Source organism: Bacillus sp. ISL-57 (assembly GCF_018613135.1).
Classification (GTDB): domain Bacteria; phylum Bacillota; class Bacilli; order Bacillales; family DSM-1321; genus Peribacillus; species Peribacillus frigoritolerans.
Genome location: NZ_JAGGQV010000004.1, coordinates 12,642 through 30,939, shown reverse-complemented (window position 1 = coordinate 30,939; position 18,298 = coordinate 12,642). Strand labels below are relative to the sequence as shown.

General features: G+C 42.5%; 15 protein-coding genes and 1 other annotated feature. Of the genes, 7 read left to right on the top strand and 8 right to left on the bottom strand.

Going from position 1 to position 18,298, the window contains the following annotated elements:
* Positions 1 to 4 precede the first annotated feature (4 nt).
* Both gudD and J7I90_RS08525 read left to right on the top strand, forming a co-directional pair.
* A complete protein-coding gene (gudD, locus tag J7I90_RS08530; RefSeq protein ID WP_214770542.1) occupies positions 5 to 1,363 on the top strand; it encodes a glucarate dehydratase in 1,359 nt (452 codons plus the stop codon).
* Positions 1,364 to 1,514: 151 nt separating this feature from the next.
* Positions 1,515 to 2,216, top strand: coding sequence for a FadR/GntR family transcriptional regulator (locus J7I90_RS08525; protein ID WP_214770540.1), 702 nt, complete (start codon positions 1,515 to 1,517; stop codon positions 2,214 to 2,216).
* 344 nt (positions 2,217 to 2,560) lie between these two features.
* On the opposite strand, the gene J7I90_RS08520 is transcribed toward J7I90_RS08525, so the two are convergent.
* Entirely contained in the window at positions 2,561 to 3,319 is a 759-nt protein-coding gene (locus tag J7I90_RS08520; RefSeq protein WP_214770537.1) for an SDR family oxidoreductase, read from the bottom strand.
* Positions 3,320 to 3,507: 188 nt separating this feature from the next.
* Here J7I90_RS08520 and J7I90_RS08515 point away from each other — a divergent pair, with 188 nt between their 5' ends.
* On the top strand, positions 3,508 to 4,122 hold the full coding sequence (locus tag J7I90_RS08515) for a TetR/AcrR family transcriptional regulator (RefSeq protein WP_214770535.1): 615 nt from the start codon (positions 3,508 to 3,510) through the stop codon (positions 4,120 to 4,122).
* Positions 4,123 to 4,152: 30 nt separating this feature from the next.
* Here J7I90_RS08515 and J7I90_RS08510 read toward each other — a convergent pair whose 3' ends face one another.
* Positions 4,153 to 4,854 carry an alpha/beta fold hydrolase gene (locus J7I90_RS08510; RefSeq protein ID WP_214770532.1) on the bottom strand — a complete coding sequence of 234 codons (702 nt, stop codon included), beginning with the start codon at positions 4,852 to 4,854 and terminating at the stop codon, positions 4,153 to 4,155.
* A 295-nt stretch (positions 4,855 to 5,149) separates the two neighbouring features.
* On the bottom strand, positions 5,150 to 6,598 hold the full coding sequence (locus J7I90_RS08505) for a DHA2 family efflux MFS transporter permease subunit (RefSeq protein WP_214771289.1): 1,449 nt from the start codon (positions 6,596 to 6,598) through the stop codon (positions 5,150 to 5,152).
* A 254-nt stretch (positions 6,599 to 6,852) separates the two neighbouring features.
* Between J7I90_RS08505 and J7I90_RS08500 the strand changes: the two genes are divergently transcribed.
* Both J7I90_RS08500 and J7I90_RS08495 read left to right on the top strand, forming a co-directional pair.
* Positions 6,853 to 7,749, top strand: coding sequence for a TetR/AcrR family transcriptional regulator (locus tag J7I90_RS08500; RefSeq protein ID WP_251025183.1), 897 nt, complete (start codon positions 6,853 to 6,855; stop codon positions 7,747 to 7,749).
* A gap of 133 nt (positions 7,750 to 7,882) precedes the next feature.
* Positions 7,883 to 9,556, top strand: a complete 1,674-nt coding sequence (locus J7I90_RS08495; protein WP_214770529.1) for a ribonuclease J — start codon at positions 7,883 to 7,885, stop codon at positions 9,554 to 9,556.
* Positions 9,557 to 9,603: 47 nt separating this feature from the next.
* Here J7I90_RS08495 and J7I90_RS08490 read toward each other — a convergent pair whose 3' ends face one another.
* From J7I90_RS08490 to asnA, 4 genes are all read right to left on the bottom strand, one after another.
* Positions 9,604 to 11,022, bottom strand: a complete 1,419-nt coding sequence (locus J7I90_RS08490) for an amino acid permease (protein WP_214770527.1) — start codon at positions 11,020 to 11,022, stop codon at positions 9,604 to 9,606.
* 103 nt (positions 11,023 to 11,125) lie between these two features.
* Positions 11,126 to 11,758 carry a LysE family transporter gene (locus tag J7I90_RS08485; RefSeq protein WP_134783484.1) on the bottom strand — a complete coding sequence of 211 codons (633 nt, stop codon included), beginning with the start codon at positions 11,756 to 11,758 and terminating at the stop codon, positions 11,126 to 11,128.
* A gap of 142 nt (positions 11,759 to 11,900) precedes the next feature.
* Positions 11,901 to 13,133, bottom strand: coding sequence for an MFS transporter (locus J7I90_RS08480; protein ID WP_250160984.1), 1,233 nt, complete (start codon positions 13,131 to 13,133; stop codon positions 11,901 to 11,903).
* Between the two features lie 405 nt (positions 13,134 to 13,538).
* A complete protein-coding gene (asnA, locus tag J7I90_RS08475; RefSeq protein WP_251025203.1) occupies positions 13,539 to 14,534 on the bottom strand; it encodes an aspartate--ammonia ligase in 996 nt (331 codons plus the stop codon).
* 230 nt (positions 14,535 to 14,764) lie between these two features.
* Between asnA and J7I90_RS08470 the strand changes: the two genes are divergently transcribed.
* Together J7I90_RS08470 and J7I90_RS08465 are read left to right on the top strand one after the other, a co-directional pair.
* Positions 14,765 to 15,391 (top strand): LysE family transporter, encoded by a 627-nt coding sequence (locus tag J7I90_RS08470; RefSeq protein ID WP_214770525.1) that lies wholly within the window; start codon positions 14,765 to 14,767, stop codon positions 15,389 to 15,391.
* Positions 15,392 to 15,554: 163 nt separating this feature from the next.
* The gene (locus tag J7I90_RS08465) at positions 15,555 to 15,815 is read left to right on the top strand and encodes a hypothetical protein (protein ID WP_214770523.1); all 261 of its coding nucleotides are present in this window, start codon (positions 15,555 to 15,557) and stop codon (positions 15,813 to 15,815) included.
* A gap of 253 nt (positions 15,816 to 16,068) precedes the next feature.
* Here the strand turns inward: J7I90_RS08465 and thrS are convergent, their stop codons facing one another.
* Positions 16,069 to 17,976 (bottom strand): threonine--tRNA ligase, encoded by a 1,908-nt coding sequence (gene thrS, locus J7I90_RS08460; RefSeq protein ID WP_396020153.1) that lies wholly within the window; start codon positions 17,974 to 17,976, stop codon positions 16,069 to 16,071.
* Positions 17,977 to 18,036: 60 nt separating this feature from the next.
* Positions 18,037 to 18,258 (bottom strand) — a binding site (T-box leader).
* Positions 18,259 to 18,298: the final 40 nt, after the last annotated feature.

The window sequence follows — 18,298 nt, the reverse complement described above, 5'->3', positions numbered from 1 at the left end:
AATCATGAACAATCAATTGCTAAAGGATCATGTAAAAATCGGCACACCGGTAATTTCAGAAATGAGCGTCATTCCAGTTGCGGGCCATGACGGCATGCTTTTGAACTTGAGTGGTGCCCATGCTCCTTATTTCACCAGGAACATCGTCATTCTGAAAGACAATGCGGGTAATACGGGTGTAGGTGAAGTTCCTGGAGGCGAAAAAATCCGCCAGACACTCGAAGATGCTAAAGAACTGGTTGTCGGCCAGTCCATCGGGACATACAACAACATTCTAAATGCCATCCGCAAGCAGTTTGCGGACCGGGATGCTGGAGGGCGCGGCCTTCAGACGTTCGATCTTCGTATTGCCATTCATGCCGTAACAGCATTGGAAGCGGCACTTCTTGATTTAGTTGGCCAACATTTAGGTGTGCCGGTCGCAGCCCTTCTCGGCGAAGGACAGCAGCGTGATAAAGTGGAAATGCTGGGCTACTTATTTTATGTAGGTGACCGCAATAAAACAGATCTTGGTTATTTAAGTGAACCGGAAGCTGAAGATGACTGGCTTCGACTCCGTCATGAGGAAGCGCTGACACCCGAATCGATCGTCCGCTTGGCAGAAGCCGCCCACTCTCGCTATGGATTCAATGATTTTAAATTGAAAGGCGGGGTTTTGCGCGGGGAAGAAGAAATCGAAGCGGTGACGGCACTTGCGGAACGCTTCCCTGAAGCCAGGGTCACCCTTGACCCAAATGGCGGCTGGCTGCTTGAGGATGCGATTAAACTTTGCCGCGATCAACATCATGTTTTGGCTTATGCGGAAGATCCATGCGGAGCGGAAAATGGTTTTTCCGCCCGGGAAATCATGACGGAATTCAGGCGCGCAACTGGCCTTCCAACCGCTACGAATATGATTGCAACGGACTGGAGGCAAATGGGGCACTCCATTCAACTTCAATCCGTGGACATTCCTCTTGCCGATCCGCATTTTTGGACGATGCAAGGCTCTGTCCGTGTCGCTCAAATGTGTAACGACTGGGACCTGACTTGGGGATCACACTCGAATAATCATTTTGACATTTCACTTGCCATGTTTACACACGTTGCTGCAGCCGCGCCTGGAAAAATCACTGCGATCGATACCCACTGGATTTGGCAGGATGGGCAGCGTTTGACGAAAGAACCTTTTAAAATTGTCGGCGGAATGGTCGATGTCCCTTCCAAACCCGGACTTGGAATTGAAGTGGATATGGAACAAATCGAGAAGGCACATCAGCTTTATAAACAAAAAGGACTTGGTGCCCGTGATGATTCAATGGCTATGCAATACTTGGTTTCCGGATGGAAGTTCAATCCGAAATCACCTTGCCTTGTCAGATGATTTTTTACCAACAATGCGTGCGTCTCTCTCTTTAGAGCGGCGCATTTTACTTTTTTTGGACATAGGTCTACATGCAAATAAGTGTATTATATTATATAATTAGTCTTACAGTACAAATACATATAGGATTTAACAGAAAAGGGGTTACACAATGGAAGAATCGTCAAAGAAATTAGGCGTACAATCGGTACACCGCAACACTCTTTCACAACAAGTCGTGGATCAAATTGTGCATCTGCTCGTCACTGGACAAATGAAAGCGGGCGACAAACTGCCTCCTGAAATGGAACTTATGAAAGAACTTGAAGTAAGCCGGCCTGTATTACGTGAGGCGCTCAGTGCCCTTGATACACTAGGGGTCATTACGCGGAAAACTCGTGAAGGAACCTTTTTTAACGATAAAATCGGTACACATCCATTCTCTGTCATGCTTGCGCTGGCTACGGATAATTTACCAGCGATCATCGAAGCGCGAATGGCTTTGGAGTTGGGATTAGTAACAATGGCTGCCGAGAAGATCACAGACGAGCAACTGGAGAAACTGCAGGTTACGATTGATACGATTGCCAATAGTGAAGACAACGATTATGGAGAGGCCGATAAAGAATTCCATAAGATCATCGCTTTAAGTGCGAACAATCCCATCATTGAAGGAATGATCGATTCCTTATTGATCACTCATAATAAAATAAATAGCTTGATTCAATTCAGGGAACGGGAACTGACTGTGAAGTATCATAAAGCCATCTATGCTGCACTTGCAGCACATGATCCACATGAAGCATTCAGCCAAATGTACAAGCACCTTGATTACGTCCGTCAGAAAGTCCTTCAATATTCTCACGCAAATTAATATATTGTTTGCGGGGTATCACAGCGTGCTAATGAATTACTTAATGAACAATTTCATAGGGAAAGTGGATTTTTTCAGGGAACCTATTTTGCTTCCGAGATTTCAGAGTTCAACTTATCTTTTAAATCCATTGATAGCATAATTCTTTTTGAGAAAAACTGGATAGCAGCGGAACTATCCAGCCCCCACTAATCCACTTTCGATTGAAATCACCCGTTGAAGTCAAAACCTTCCTCATGGGAATTGATGCTTACACAATCTCCTCCAATGACCAAGGCCCCACTCAAAAAAACATGCATCCCTGCTTTCTGGCAGGAATGCATGGATTCATGTTTATTCATGGCTTAATATGCACTCCAACCAGCATCTGCCGTGATGACAGTACCATTAACAAAACTGGAATCGTCTGAAGCAAGGAATAATGCCACTTTAGCGATTTCCTCAGGTTTGCCGTTTCGTGGATTGATCGCCATGCCCAGTTGTTGGCGAGAGAAGCCAAACTCATTGATATTCGTCATGCTGGATCCAATATTGGTTTCTACCCCGCCTGGTGCTATAGCATTGCAGCGAATCCCTTTATTGGCATACATGTAGCCCGTGTTTTTCGTGAAACCAACGACTGCATGTTTAGAGGCAGTGTAAGCAGCACCAGCCCGGGCACCGTACAAACCGCCAGCAGAAGCAATATTGATGATGACCCCTTTTTGTTTTTCTAAAAAGATCGGCATCACCTTTCTAGTCGAACGCATGACGCTTGTCGTGTTAATGGCAAAAATCCGATCCCATTTAGAATCTTCAATGTCCCCAGCAGGTTCCATGCCATCCATGATACCCGCGTTATTCACCAAAATATCCACCGTTCCATACATACTGACCGTGGTATCGATCAAATGTTGAATATCTTCCTCCACCGCTACGTTCGTTTTAATGGCAAAGGCCACTCCGCCATTCGCTATTATTTCTTCCACCGTATCGTTCGCACCATCAAGATTTAAATCCGATACGACGACTTTAGCTCCTTCTCGAGCATAATCTATGGCAATTTGTTTCCCCATGCCTGATGCTGCTCCTGTCACTACGGCTACTTTGTTTTGTAATTTCATTTGAACTCCCCCATTCATTCTAGTGAAGCGTTACTTATTGTACAGATGTTCATTATCTACCTTCCTATAGTATAATTAGTTTCAGTAGGCTTATACAATCAGCAAATGCTGTCCTCAATGTTGAATAATGAACAGAAAGTAGTAACTATGTTTATTTAAAGCACAATAACGAACAAAGGATGAAGAAAATGACTGATAATAATACTGGAATTGATAGAAGGATCAGGAAATCCAAAATGGCTTTGAAAGAATCCCTCATTTCTTTAATGCAAAGTAAGGATTTCAGGGAGATATCGATTACTGATATTGTAGAACTCGCCGACCTTAATCGGGGTACATTTTATAAACACTATCAGTACAAAGAGGAACTGCTTGAAGAGGTCATGGAGGATGTGATTGCCGATTTGATCATATCTTACCGGGAACCTTATAAGAACTCCGAAACTTTCACCATCAATGAACTAACGGCTTCGGTCATCAAAATATTTGAACATGTAGCTAACCATGCAAACATTTATACCCTCATCCTAAAGTCGAATGCATGGCCTACATTACTGGAGCGGATTTGTAATGAGTTAAAGAAACTTCCAGTGGAGGACCTGGAAGATTACCGGCCGAACCCTAAGATCAATAAAGAACTTGCCTCCAGTTACCAAGCATATGCGATATTGGGCATGATCATCGAATGGGTCAACACTGGCTTTAAATATAGCGCTGACTATATGGCTGAACAGCTGCTGGAAATCCTTAATAGTAAATCGGTAAATGCCGTCTTTAAAATAAACCATTTAAAGCAGAAATAAGAGGGCTGCACCGGCAACCCTCCTATCGCCTTAAAGCGCCTGTCCTTTGGAAAGAAACCTTTTTACGACAGACAAGAAAGCTGGTAAATCATCTTCATGGACAAAGTGTCCGGCACCCTCTATCGTCACCAATTCGCAATTCGGGATAAGCTCGGAAACCTCCTGCAATTTGTTTTGGGGAATATGGCTGGCCCCGCCCCCTATAACAAGCGTCGGCATCATAATATCGGTGAGTCGCGCCCACCATTCGGGATCGGGTTCATTAAGCTGCTGGAGAATCGAAGGCACTACCTGCCAATCAAATGGCAGTGGGACTGAAGGCCTGGAAGGAACCTCCATTGGTTTATCCGAGAAAGGAGGCGGTGTGTCTTCGACAATCAACCTTTCTATCCTCGAAGGAAAGGTTTGCGAGAAAAGATAGGAAACCGTCCCCCCCATGGAATGCCCCATTAGCGAAAACCTTCCCAAATCAAGCGCATCCGCAAAGTGAAGCAAATCATCACGCATCGATTCAAAAGTATATGTATTCGTTCTAGCACTCCCACCGTGGCCCCGTTGATCTAAAGCTAAAACACGATAACTTTCTCCTAATGCTGCAGCCGCTTGGTCCCATGATTCCGAACTTTTTCCCAGCGCATGAAGAACAATAAGCGGTGGTGCAGAAACATCCCCGCACTCCCGATATTGAAACGTGAATCCATTCAACTCAATTTGATTAACCCGAATTTCCATCTACGTTCACTCCCAGGATCGGATTCGTCATTTTGAACCCCGATCTATTTTTAGAAAACCTCTAAAATACTATGTGCACTATAGGTAAATTATACGTTTTATGCCTTCATCCATTTATTCATCCTGCATCTGTTCATTTCTGCCTTCACACCTTCTATTCCTGCCTTCATCCATTGGCTTCATTCCGCAGCAGCCTGAATTACATTCCGATACGGGCCTTAACGTGAAAGCAGAATAGAAAAAGCCCTATGCTACCTGAACGATTCAGGTGGCATAGGGCCTTTTATTGTTTCATTTAAGCGGTTTGATCTTTTTTCACAGCTGGTTTTTCTTCAGCCGGCCAAGCACGCTTAATGAATAATGCCAGAATCAGCGCCACACCGGCGATGAAGGTAGATATAAAGAAGGAGAAGTTAATTCCATCCAGCATTGCCTGCATCCCGATTTGGGCTTTCATTTGGCCCATCATCTCAGCGGTGGGCTGGCTTGTTAATTTGCTCATCGCTTTCGTCATTAATTCTTCGGCAGTAGAAGCTGCACGGTTAGACATGACCGTAACGAGCAATGCCGTACCGATTGCACCTGAAATTTGGTTAAGTGTGTTATTCATGGCTGTACCGTGCGGGTTCATACGGGCTGGCAGCGAGTTCAAACCATTTGTCATGATCGGCATCATGGACATTGACATCCCGAAGGAACGAACGGAAAACAGGATTACAATTTCTGTATACGTAGTTTCCATTGATAATTTACTTAGCAAATACGTAGTTACCACAGTGATGAGCAAACCGATTGAAGCAAGGATGCGGGCACCGAACTTATCGAAAAGCTTACCGGTGACCGGTGACATGAGGGCCATTAATAACGCACCTGGAAGCATCAATAATCCAGAATCGAATGGTGAAATGCCACGTACTGTTTGTGTGTACATCGGAATTAAGATCATCCCCGAGAACATCGCCATGTTCAGTACGATTGAGATCGTTGCGGATAAAGCGAACATCGGGTGCTTGAAGATATTGAACTCAAGCATTGGTGTTTCCATTTTAAGCTGGCGTGTTATGAAAAGGATCAGGGAGATGGCACCGACAATCAGTGTTCCGTATACCTCAAGGCTATCCCAGCCCTTGCTGCCTGCCGAACTGAATCCGTAAAGCAAACCGCCGAAGCCTAAGCTTGAAAGGATGACCGATATTTTATCAATTGAGATATCGACTTTTTCCTTATGGTCTTTAAGTTTAAAGAAGCCGAAAATAAGCACTAGTAAAGCTAGCGGAGTAATGAAATGGAATAGCATTCTCCAATCATAATGTTCGATGATCCAGCCTGAAAGCGTCGGCCCGATTGCAGGGGCAAACATCATGACCAAACCGAAAAGACCCATTGCCGAGCCCCGTTTTTCAACAGGGAATGAAGTTAAAAGTACGTTCATCAATAATGGCATCATGATTGCCGAACCGGCTGCCTGAACCATACGTGCGCTCAATAATAGCGGGAATACATGCGCTACACCTGCCACGATCGTCCCGATTGAGAATAGGAGCATGGCTGTCAGGAACAGATTACGTACCGAATATTTTCTTATTAAGAAGGCAGTTGTCGGAATCATGATTCCGTTCACGAGCATGTAGCCCGTTGTCAGCCATTGGACTGTGGAAGTCTCGATTCCCAGGTCTATTTGGATTGATGGCAGTGCAATATTTAAAAGGGTTGAATTCAGTATCGCTATGAACGCACCGACCATCAGTATGGCCAAAATGCCATACGAACCCTTTTTCTCATTTATTTGTGCAGTACTCACTTTTTATCTATTCCTCCATTCAAACTATTGGTTCATTTAATTATACGAGCGGTATATTCCAATCTCACAAAATCAATAATATACCCCTAGTTCATTTTTTGCAATAAAAATTTACTGGTTCAAATAAGGGTTTGTGCTGTGATGAAAAATAGAGTACGATTAATTTTATACAAGCAGTATAATGAAAATCAGGTGATATGATGAACAACCGAAGGCAGAATGTCATCGATACGGCTCATAAGCTGTTTATTGACAAAGGCTACCAAGCGACGTCCATTCAGGACATTTTAGACGGCAGCGGAATATCAAAAGGTACATTTTATAATTATTTCCCTTCGAAGGGTGAATTATTTATAGCCATTTTCCGCTCCTTTTATACAAAGATTCGCCATGAACGGGAAAAACTGTTGATTGGTCAAGATTCCGCCGATATTGAAATTTTCATCCGGCAGCTCGAACTGCAATTGATGGTGAACAAGCAAAGCAAATTGCTTATCCTGATCGAAGAAGTCCGTGTTTCCAATGATGAAGAATTAAAACAATTCATCAATAAGACACTATTGTTGAGCTTACGCTGGATGTATAACCGTTTTATCGATATCTTTGGTGAAAGTAAAAAACCCTATCTTTTAGATAGCGTCATCATCTTTCATTCGATGATGACCCACATGAGCCATTTTAGTTACCGTGCTAATCCAGCCGGTACACCGGACATACAAATTATTCGCTATTGCATGAATCGCATTGTCCATTTAGTCAATGAAGTGGCTGAAAGCGGGGAACAGATCATTGACCCTGAATTAATGGATACGTGGTTTCCAAAATTCACAAACCAGCTTGATGCTTGCCATAATGATTTGCTTCATTCCACCACGGAATTGAAAAAAGCGATAAACAAAGCTATTCCTTGCGATGAAGATCGAAGAAGAGCCATTGAATTGGTCGATTTCATCCAAGATGAGCTGATGCAGTCAGACAAACCGCGAGAATTCTTGATAGAAAGTCTGCTGGCCACTCTAAAAACTGGATATGCTTCACAGATCCAAGCATTGGAGACTTTTGAAGAAAGCATCCATTCTTGCTTGAGCCGATGAAGATTGAAGATACGCACCTACCGAAAGCGGCAGGTGTTTTTTTTATGGCTTTTTGAATTGCCCTGATTTTAGGTTTTATAAAAGCGACCTAAGGAAACACTATCCTTATCATAATAAAGGGAGGTCTATCCACTTGAGTGTGAAAGAGAATGCTTTGTCCATATTAGCTCTGGGCGGAGTGAATGAAATCGGCAAAAACATGTATGTGATTCAATATTCTAACGATATCGTCATTATTGATTGTGGTGCAAAGTTTCCTGATGAAAGTTTATTAGGAGTCGATTTGATCATTCCTGATATTTCCTTTCTTCAGGAGAATAAGGAAAAGATCCGCGCTTTGATTGTGACTCATGGGCATGAAGATCATATCGGCGGTATCCCCTATTTCTTGAAAAAATTGAATGTACCCATTTATGCCACACGTTTAACACTTGGTTTGATTGAATTGAAGTTAAAAGAACATAACCTTTTGGGTGATACGGAATTAATCCAGATCAATTCGGATTCAAAGCTGGAATTCGGGGAGATGGTTCTGGACTTTTTCAAAACGAATCATAGTATTCCCGATTGCCTCGGAGTCACCATGCATACGCCGGAAGGCACGGTCGTTCATACAGGGGACTTCAAGTTTGACTTGACCCCGATGAATGATCAGTATCCCGATATTCATAAAATGGCCAAAATCGGGAGTGAAGGTGTCCTCGTTTTACTATCGGAAAGCACGAACGCAGAGCGTCCCGGCTCCAGTCCCTCGGAGCATCTGGTTGGCAGCCATATTGAAGAGGCCTTCATGCAGGCAAAACAGAAGGTCATCCTTTCGACATTCGCTTCAAATGTCAATCGTGTTCAGCAAGTTGTGAACGCTGCACAGAAGACAAACCGGAAACTAGCCCTGATTGGGCGAAGCATGGTGAACGTCGTAACCGTTGCCATTGAACGCGGCTATCTCGAGGTTCCTGATGGGATGCTTATCCAACCACAAGAAGTCGATAGTTATGCTCCGGAAAGGGTTGCGGTCTTATGTACAGGAAGTCAAGGAGAGCCGTTTGCCGCCCTTTCCCGCCTTTCCAGTTCGAATTATCGGGATATGAGCATATTGCCTGACGATACAGTGATCCTTGCCTCCACACCAATACCCGGAAATGAACGGGATGTTTCACGTATCATCGACAACCTGTTTCAACTGGGTGCCAAGGTCATTTACGGTTCTGGGACTGTAACGGGCATGCATGTATCCGGACATGCTTACCAGGAAGAGTTAAAGCTTATGCTTACCCTGATGAAACCTAAGTATTTCATCCCGATTCACGGTGAGTACCGGATGCTGCACCAGCATCGATTGTTAGCAGAGTCTGTCGGGGTGGAAAAGGATCATACTTTCATCATCAATAATGGTGATGTGGTGGATATCGAAAACGCCGTTGCCCGTCAAACAAGAAAGGTGGCTGCCGGCAATACCTTTGTCGACGGTGTTGGTGTCGGGGATGTTGGAGAAATCGTTCTGCGGGACCGTAAGCAGCTTTCCGAAGATGGAATGCTCGTCATCGTCATAACACTAAGCAAGACGGAAAGAAAAATAGTATCAGGACCCGATACCATTTCCCGTGGATTTGTATATGTTCAAAATTCCGAGGATCTCCTTAAAAATGTGAATCGTATTGTCACGAAAACGGTTAACGACTTACAAAGTGAAAAAATATACCGGTGGAACATCATTAAACAAACCATTAAGAAGGAACTGGGGCAATATCTCTTTAATCAAACTAAGAAAAAACCAATGATCCTTCCAATAATCATTGAAATTTAGCGTCAAATCGAAAGGAACTCGACTTTGAATTAGTCGAGTTCCTTTTTTCAATCAAGTCCTGATTTACTCGCTTTTGCGGCCATTGCCTTGTTCTTATTCCATACCTTGAACTTCATGAAAACGGCCGCAAGACCGATGATCACGATGAATAAAAGGCTGATGAAAAATCCTGGACGTATCTCTTTTTCAAGCAGTGTTCCACTTACGGCCGCTAAAATTAAAAGCAGTCCGAAAACGGCCGTAATCTTACTCCACATCTTATTTTCCAGGATTTTGAATGAAGAAAGAATGATGAATGCCCAGTTATACAAAAGCAATATACCAGCGGATGTTGTAATGTATTCATAAATCTTGCCTGGCAGGAGCAAGGCAGTGATGATCGATCCTAAGAGTCCTAAGGCTCCTAGACCCAGTGACGGCAACGGAAGATCTTTGAATTTCTTGATCTTTTGCATGAATAATGCGGGTGCATTCCCATCATTGGATAGCGTTACCAACAGATTGGTTACACCGAATAGTGAAGCGGTCATCGTCGAGAAACCGGCAATGATGATCGCACCATTAAAAACGTGCGGGAAAAATGTCAGGTGATAACTGTCCAATGCCGAAACGAATGGGCTTTCTTTTTCACTGAATGCCCCTAACGAAATCATGGTTACGGCTAATCCCAATGAAACCACATATATGATGGTAAGGACCAAGAGCATGATCGTCCCTGCCTTTGGTGCATCTTCTTTCTTTTTAAGCTGCATCGCCATCAATCCAATGACCTCAATGCCGCCAAACGCATAAAAGGCATAGATAAGGGATGTCCAAAACCCCTTTAACCCTTTTGGGAATAATTCATTGAACGTATTCGGAAATGATGGCGGTTTATCTCCAGCAAGACCGAACCAGCCGCAAACGGCACATATTGCAATGATGATAAACATTACGATTGCTGCTGTCTTAATTACAGCAAGGATGTTTTCCACCCTGTCGAATCCTTTTGTTCCCAGCAATACCACCACGATTGAAACAATGGCAAAACCGGATGCAAATAGCCAAAGCGGCACTTTCGGGAACCAAAATTGAGATAATAGCGAAAGCGCAGTAAGCTGGCTTCCCATGATCAATATATTGGAGGACCAATAATTCCAGCCACAGCTAAAGCCCGCCCATCGTCCAAATGCTTTATTGGCATAATAACAAAAAGAACCTTCTTGAGGATCGGCAGCCGTCATCTTGGCAAGCAGATTATAAACGATATAGGTACCCAGTGCAGCCAATACAAATGAAAATACAATGGATGGCCCAGTCGTCTTAATCCCTATGGTCGATCCGAGGAAATACCCTGTCCCGATCGTACAGCCCACCCCGACCAATGATAGCTGCCACCATTTCATGTCGCCCTGTTGTTCACCCGATGCATTGGAATCTTGGACAGCCTTTCCTTTGGCTGAACTGCAATTGGCTTTTGTTGTCATAACATTACCCCCTTCCATCATTCATAGTGTTGATATTGCCACAATGAATTATGCAAGGAAGAAGTTTTCAAATACGCTATGTAATAACCTGAAGCATTCTCCTTTAAGATAGGATGGCAGAAATGCCTTGATAAGCAAAATAAACCCCAAAGCCGACCAATGATAATCCAGAGATGATTGAAATGGCCATTAAGCTTTTTTCATTTAAGAACCTGCGAAATCCATTCGTTAATGCCGCTACAAAAAAATCCCAGCAGGTAAGACCAAGAAAGATCATCCCGCTATAAATGAAAAGTTGGGATGTCCCATAACTTGAAGCCGTTTTAGCTAAAACAGATCCATAAATCCCCAACCAAAATAAAATGGATAATGGACTGGTCACGGACATGATGAACCCAGTCAAAAAACAGGAAATTAAAGAATCTCTATTCCTGTATTCATTTAATAATATCGTATTAACCCGTAATACACTCTCCACACCGGAATAAATAAGCACAAATCCGCCAAAAAGCCAAAGAAATATCTGGACGATCGGGATTTCTAAAAACCGTACCATTCCTACATATACTAAAATCATGAACAAGGCATCTGCGATCATCGACCCTGCCCCAACGATCCAGGCATGCCAAAACCCGTTCTTGATTCCTTTATCGATACGAGCGGAGTTCACCGGGCCGATCGGTGCTGCAAGGGTAAGTCCTAAGAAAAAGTAACTTAGCAGTAAATGTACACTCAAAAAGCATCACTCCTTCGAGCTAGTTCATGACTTGTACATTTTATGTGACAACCCTCTGCCTATAACCACATGCCAAAAAAATTTCACGATTCACAAAAAAGCCGTGGGAAAACCCGGCTTTTTGGAGATGTATTGAAGCCGATTAGGCAGCAGCTTCTTTTTTGTCTGAACTAATGAATTTCATAACAATCAATACGATGCCTATACCGATGATCCCTGAAATGATATAGGTCAAATTGATATGATTTTTCATGACAAGGGACATGACCGGAGGGCCTGCCGCAACGCCGATGAACCTTGATGACATGTAGAAGGAGGTTATCGTCCCCCGCTGTTCCTTTTCTATATTTTGAGTGATGATTGCGTCGAGTGTCGGCAATAAAGCACCAATTGCTATGCCCACCAAGCTTGTTATTATCAATAGAAGGACGACCCTGTTTTTAGTAAAACCGACAAATACAAGGCTGATTGAAAGGACAGCTAAACTGATCATGATGATCTTTTTCATGATTGGTAATTCCCCCTTGATTTTTTTCCCTGCAACATAAGAAGATACGCAAAGAAAAAATAGCGGGATCGCTATCACTAAACCTTTTTTGATACCATGCAAATCATGGATTTTTTCCAAATTATCAGACAAAAAGAAAAGAACACCGAATAAAACCAACATGACAAAGACACCAATCAGGAAAACCGTATATAACCATTTTCCTTCCTTCTTGAATATTTTTTTCGTATCATGCCAGAAATCTTTGAATTTCTTCGGCTCATCCTTCTCTTTTGGTACCTTTATAAAGAAAAAGACCAAAACAATAGATATTAAACTGAAGAATGAAATCGAGAAGAATGGTAAAAACCAGATAAATGCAGCAAACAGGGAACCCAATATTGGACTAAGCACTTTTCCAAACGTATTCGAGGTTTCTATGATTCCCAAACAAGAACTCGTTTTTTCATCATCATCTTTGTATAAATCCCCCACCAAAGGCAAAATGATTGGTGATGCCCCAGACGCCCCAATCCCTTGCAATACCCTCCCAATGATGATCCATGTATAGGGATTTTCCATTTTCCATGACGCATAACCTGCGATCAAACCACCGATAAGGGCTAGGATCAAGCTTGGCAGGATGACCATTTTCCGTCCGAATCGATCTGATAAATAACCAGCAATGGGAATTAAAAAGATGGATGCAACGGAATAGCTTGTTATCACCATGCTTGATTGAAATGAAGATATCCCCACCTTTTCCTCGAAAATGGGCAAAACCGGGATAAGCATTGAATTTCCAAGTGTCATAACCAATGGAATCGATGCCATACTAATCAAGCACCACACGCTTACATCTTTATTTTGCTTCTCATGACCTTCCATACTTACACTCCTCATCCATTATAAAAGCAACTTATTGCATAAAAGGTAACCATCTGTGAAACCAATTTGTTTTGTCATCATATATTAGATGTCTTAAATTATTATGTTATAGTGCATAAACATTTATTCAGTTGCGCTTCTCCCAAAATTACCCCTATTCCCTTTCAAACAAAAAAACCATACCGTTTAAGAATGGTCCTTCTTTTTCTGCTTGTACAAATTTGAACGTTGATTGGAACGTAGGGCACTCGCTTTCCCGGGCAGTCCGCCCTCGGCGTCCCTTGGACTCGCTATTCCCGCAGGAGTCTCACATACCCGTTTCCAATCAACTATGTTTAAAAATTTGGATAGAACTCCTTTTGCCTACAATCTAACCATTCTAAAATGGGTTTCCTGCTTTCGTCGTTATAAAAGAATAATATTCCTTTTTTCACATTCCTCTATTATTTGGTCATTCCATACCGAAACCTGAACCTCGCCAATATGTGCCTTCTTCAGCAAAAACATGCATAATCTGGATTGACCTATTCCCCCGCCTATTGAATATGGAAGCTTTCCTTCCAATACGGCCTTATGATAATCGAGTTCCTTACGATTTTCGTTTTTGGATAATCTTAATTGTTTTAACAATGACTTTTCATCTACTCGAATGCCCATTGATGAAACCTCAAAAGCACATTCCAAGAGTGGGTTCCATAAAACGATATCTCCATTTAGATCCCAATCATCATAATCCGGTGAACGTCCATCATGCCTTTCCCCCGATTGCAACGCTCCGCCAATTTTCATAATGAAAATTGCACCATATTTCTTCGCTGCCACGTTCTCTCTTTCCTTCGGAGTAAGATCCGGGTATAAATCCTCCAACTCCTGGGTCGTAATGAAGTGAATGTCCTCAGGTAACACCGGCTTAAGCAGATGATGGAATTCAAACATATAACGTTCGGTCGATTTAATGGCACTATATATTTTTTCCACTTCGGATATTAATGTATCCACGTTACGTTGTTCTTTCGTTATGACTTTCTCCCAGTCCCATTGATCCACAAATAACGAGTGTAAATGATCCAGTTTTTCATCACGTCTTATTGCATTCATATTTGTGTAAATGCCTTCATCACAAGCCAAACCATACCTTAAAAGAGTGATTCTTTTCCACTTTGCCAAAGATTGAACCACTTCTATTTGTTTATCCTTAATATCCAGAGCATCAAAGGTAAGAATCCGCTCCACACCATTTAAATTGTCATTGATACCATTACCTTCATGTAAAACGAAAGGGGCTGATACTTTAATAAGGTTTAACGCATTTGAAAATCCTTCTTCAAAATGATCCTTCATTTCATTTATTGCAATATCAGTATGCATGATATCTAGAATTGTTTTGTATTTATTCGGCATCGATAATTCAGGCATAATTCTCCTCCAATTCCGCTTTGAATAGCGCATGCACTAAAATAGGCGTCTTTCCATTTGACTAAATTACATTATGAAGGAGATTTCTGTGTTGCTACAAAAAAACCAGGTCAGACAAGGCGGACTAAACTCAAAAAAAGGACTAAAAAGGTGGTACAAGTCCGAATGTTTGAATACATTCAAATAAGCGAAGTGTAAAACGATGAGGTGATGAATTGGGTGTTTTTTTCAGCTTTGTATTATTAGGTTTATCACTGGCGGCTCCTATCGGTCCCATAAACGCTGCTCAATTGGACAAAGGAATCAAGAAGGGTTTTTGGCATGCCTGGGTATTTGGCTGGGGTGCCATTTTAGCGGATTTTGTTTTTATAGCCCTCGTCTTTTTCGGGGTCGTCCACTTTTTGGACAACTCCTTCATGAAGACATTTTTATGGCTGTTTGGATTTTTCGTCCTGACCTATACCGGAATCGAAAGTCTGCTAAGTGCAGGCAAGATTGAAGTGAATGCACGAAAAGCGAAAGATTCCCTTTTTTCTTCATTCCTGACAGGATTCATCATGTCCCTTTCGAATCCCTTATCCATATTGTTTTGGCTGGGGATTTACGGATCCATTCTCGCGAACTCCGCGTCAAAATATGATATGGATCATTTACTTTTGTACAGCTCAGGAATCCTTATCGGCCTCTTAACCTGGGATTTCGTAATGGCCATCATCGCCAGCACCTTCAGACGCTTTTTATCCAAACCCATTCTAATGGGCATCTCGATCATTTCGGGGATATCCCTTATAGGGATCGGCATATACTTTGCCATCCAGGCAGCAAAGGTTTTATTTACATAAGAAGTTGAGCATTTACTCGGGAATTGCTTTATATAAAATTGACCGCTATTTTATTATCCTTCTTTGTCCATGTCGGACACTTATTCCTCATTGTTCATAGCCTGAAAGGGTAAACACAAAGGGAGGATTTCTTGAATGTATAATTACGGCTATCACTCTTATAATGTTCCATATTATACTGCTCCATATTAATTTGCCTTATTACGATGACAGACTGCCAGTACAAACACAGGTTCCAGGAGCCACTATTCAGAGCCATTTAAACGCAGGCAGGCAAGGTCATAGCTTCAGAGGTTTTTCGGGCAACACCCAGCACACCTTTATTTTAATGGGGATAAATAATACTACTGGAATGGTACAGATACTCGAAGGCGGCATACCAAATGAGGTACATCATACACATATAGTTGGATTACATACCTAGGATTAACCTGCCCAGTCGGTGGCGACGGTCAAGGCGGCCCGGGGGGTAACTGTTTCCAGCAGCTCATTCCTGGTGTTGGCTGGGTATGGATTTGTAGATAAAAAGAAACAGCCGATTTATTCGGCTGTCTTTTTTATTCCATACTTGTGAGTTTCGCGCTTTTACTCGTGAGTTTCGCGCTTTTACTCGTGAGTTTCGCGCTTTTACTCGTGAATTCGGCGCTTTTACTCGTGAGTTCCAAGCTGCGTTCTTGTTAGATGCTGCGTTCTTTTATTTGATGGTCCATTTTCTTGATGAACGCTTCTATTGTGACATTTTCAAATTCTTGTTCCCCGTATTTCCGGACATTCACTTCATTTTCTTTCTCTTCTTTATCTCCAAGGACCAGCATATATGGGATTTTCCCCATCTGTGCTTCCCTGACTTTATACCCCAGCTTTTCATTCCGATCATCGATTTTCACTCTTATGCCTTGTTTCTTCAGTGCTTTTTGAACCTGTAAACAATAATCCAGGTGAACTTGTGAGACGGGGATGATCTGTACTTGCACCGGGGCGAGCCATACCGGAAAAGCACCGGCAAAATGTTCTATCAGGATTCCAAAAAATCGATCGATCGATCCAAAGATGGCACGATGAATGACGACCGGACGGACTTTTTCATTATTTTCATCGATGTAAGTCAGATCAAATTTGTCGGGCATTTGAAAATCAAGTTGGATTGTTGCACATTGGTGGCTTCGTTTTAATGCATCTTTAATATGAAAATCAATTTTCGGTCCATAAAATGCCCCGTCCCCTTCATTTACTTGATATTGTATCCCAATGCTTTCCAGAACATTTTTCAAGGCAGTTTCAGAAGCTTCCCAAAGGGAATCATCGCCCATTGAATCCTCCGGGCGAGTCGAGAGCTCCACGGAATACTCGAACCCAAAAGTGCGATACACCTTATCGATCAGATGAAACACTTGTTTAATTTCACTTTCGATTTGATCCTGCCGTACATAGATGTGGGCATCATCCTGGCAAAATGTACGGACACGCAGCATCCCGTTCAATGCACCGCTATATTCATGACGGTGGACTTGACCGAATTCGGCCATCCGGATGGGTAAATCCCTGTAAGAATAAAGAGTGTTTTTGAATATAAGCATATGACCCGGACAGTTCATTGGCTTCATCGCGAATTTTGTTTGATCCACCTCAGTGAAGTACATATTCTCGTGATAATGATCCCAATGGCCCGATTGTTCCCATAACCGCTGGTTCATCATGAAAGGAGTCCGAACTTCGTCGTAATCAGCTTCAGTCTGAAGCTCCCGCGAGAACTTCTCCAATTCATTTCTAACGATTTGTCCTTTCGATAAATAAAATGGCATTCCAGGGGCTTCCTCTGAAAACATGAATAACTCCAACTGCTTCCCTAATTTACGATGATCGCGTTTGGCCGCTTCTTCCAGGAATTTAAAATGATCCTGTAAGTCCTTATTCTTTCGGAAAGCCACGCCATACACCCTTTGGAGAACTTCATTTTGATTGTCTCCCCGCCAATAGGCACCAGATACACGAGTCAATTTGAATGATTTTACAAATGATGTGGATGGAAGGTGGGGCCCTTTGCAAAGATCGATGAATTCCCCCTGTTGATAGAGCGTTAATTTTTCACCATTGGGGATGTTCTTTGCTATATCCAACTTGAATGACTCCCCTCTCCCCTCGAATAACTTCACAGCTTCTTCATAAGTCACTTCGATCCTTTTAATTTCCAGATTTTCACTTATGATATGTTCCATCTCTTTTTCAATGGCTTGCAGATCTTCTGAGCTCAAAGAGTGGTCTAACTTAAAATCATAGTAAAAACCGTCTTCCACGACTGGTCCCATCCCTAATTCCACATTTTCGTAAATTCTTTTCACAGCCTGTGCCAAAACATGAGCCGCTGTATGTCTTAATACTTGTAATCCTTCATCCGAATCGAGAGTCAAGATCGACAGTTCGCCATCCTTATTAAGCTTATGACTTAGATAAACCAATTGCTTATCCAGTTTTCCAGCTACTGCCTTTTTCCTTAAACTTGGGCTGATTGAGCCTGCCACACCTTCCACTGTGATCCCTTGCGGATACTCCTTTTGCTGCCCATCCGGGAATTGAACTTTAATCATTTTTTCACCCATCACATAAACACTCCTTTTTTAATAATAAAAAAACGCACTCATCCCTATGCAAGGGACGAGTGCGTTTACCCGTGGTTCCACCCAATTTCCCATAAGCAAAAAACGCTCATGGCTCTGGAGCTTGTAACGCAGCTTAGACGATATCAGTTACTTTTGTTCACCGATATAGCTCAAAGGCGGTAAATCAGTTTCCTAAGCCAGGAAGTTCGCAGCTTTCCTTCCCTCTCTGCAGGCCGTAAAAATGATTCATGTCCTCATCTTCGCAATATTTGTATATATAAAAAAAACACACCCATCCCTATGTAAGGGA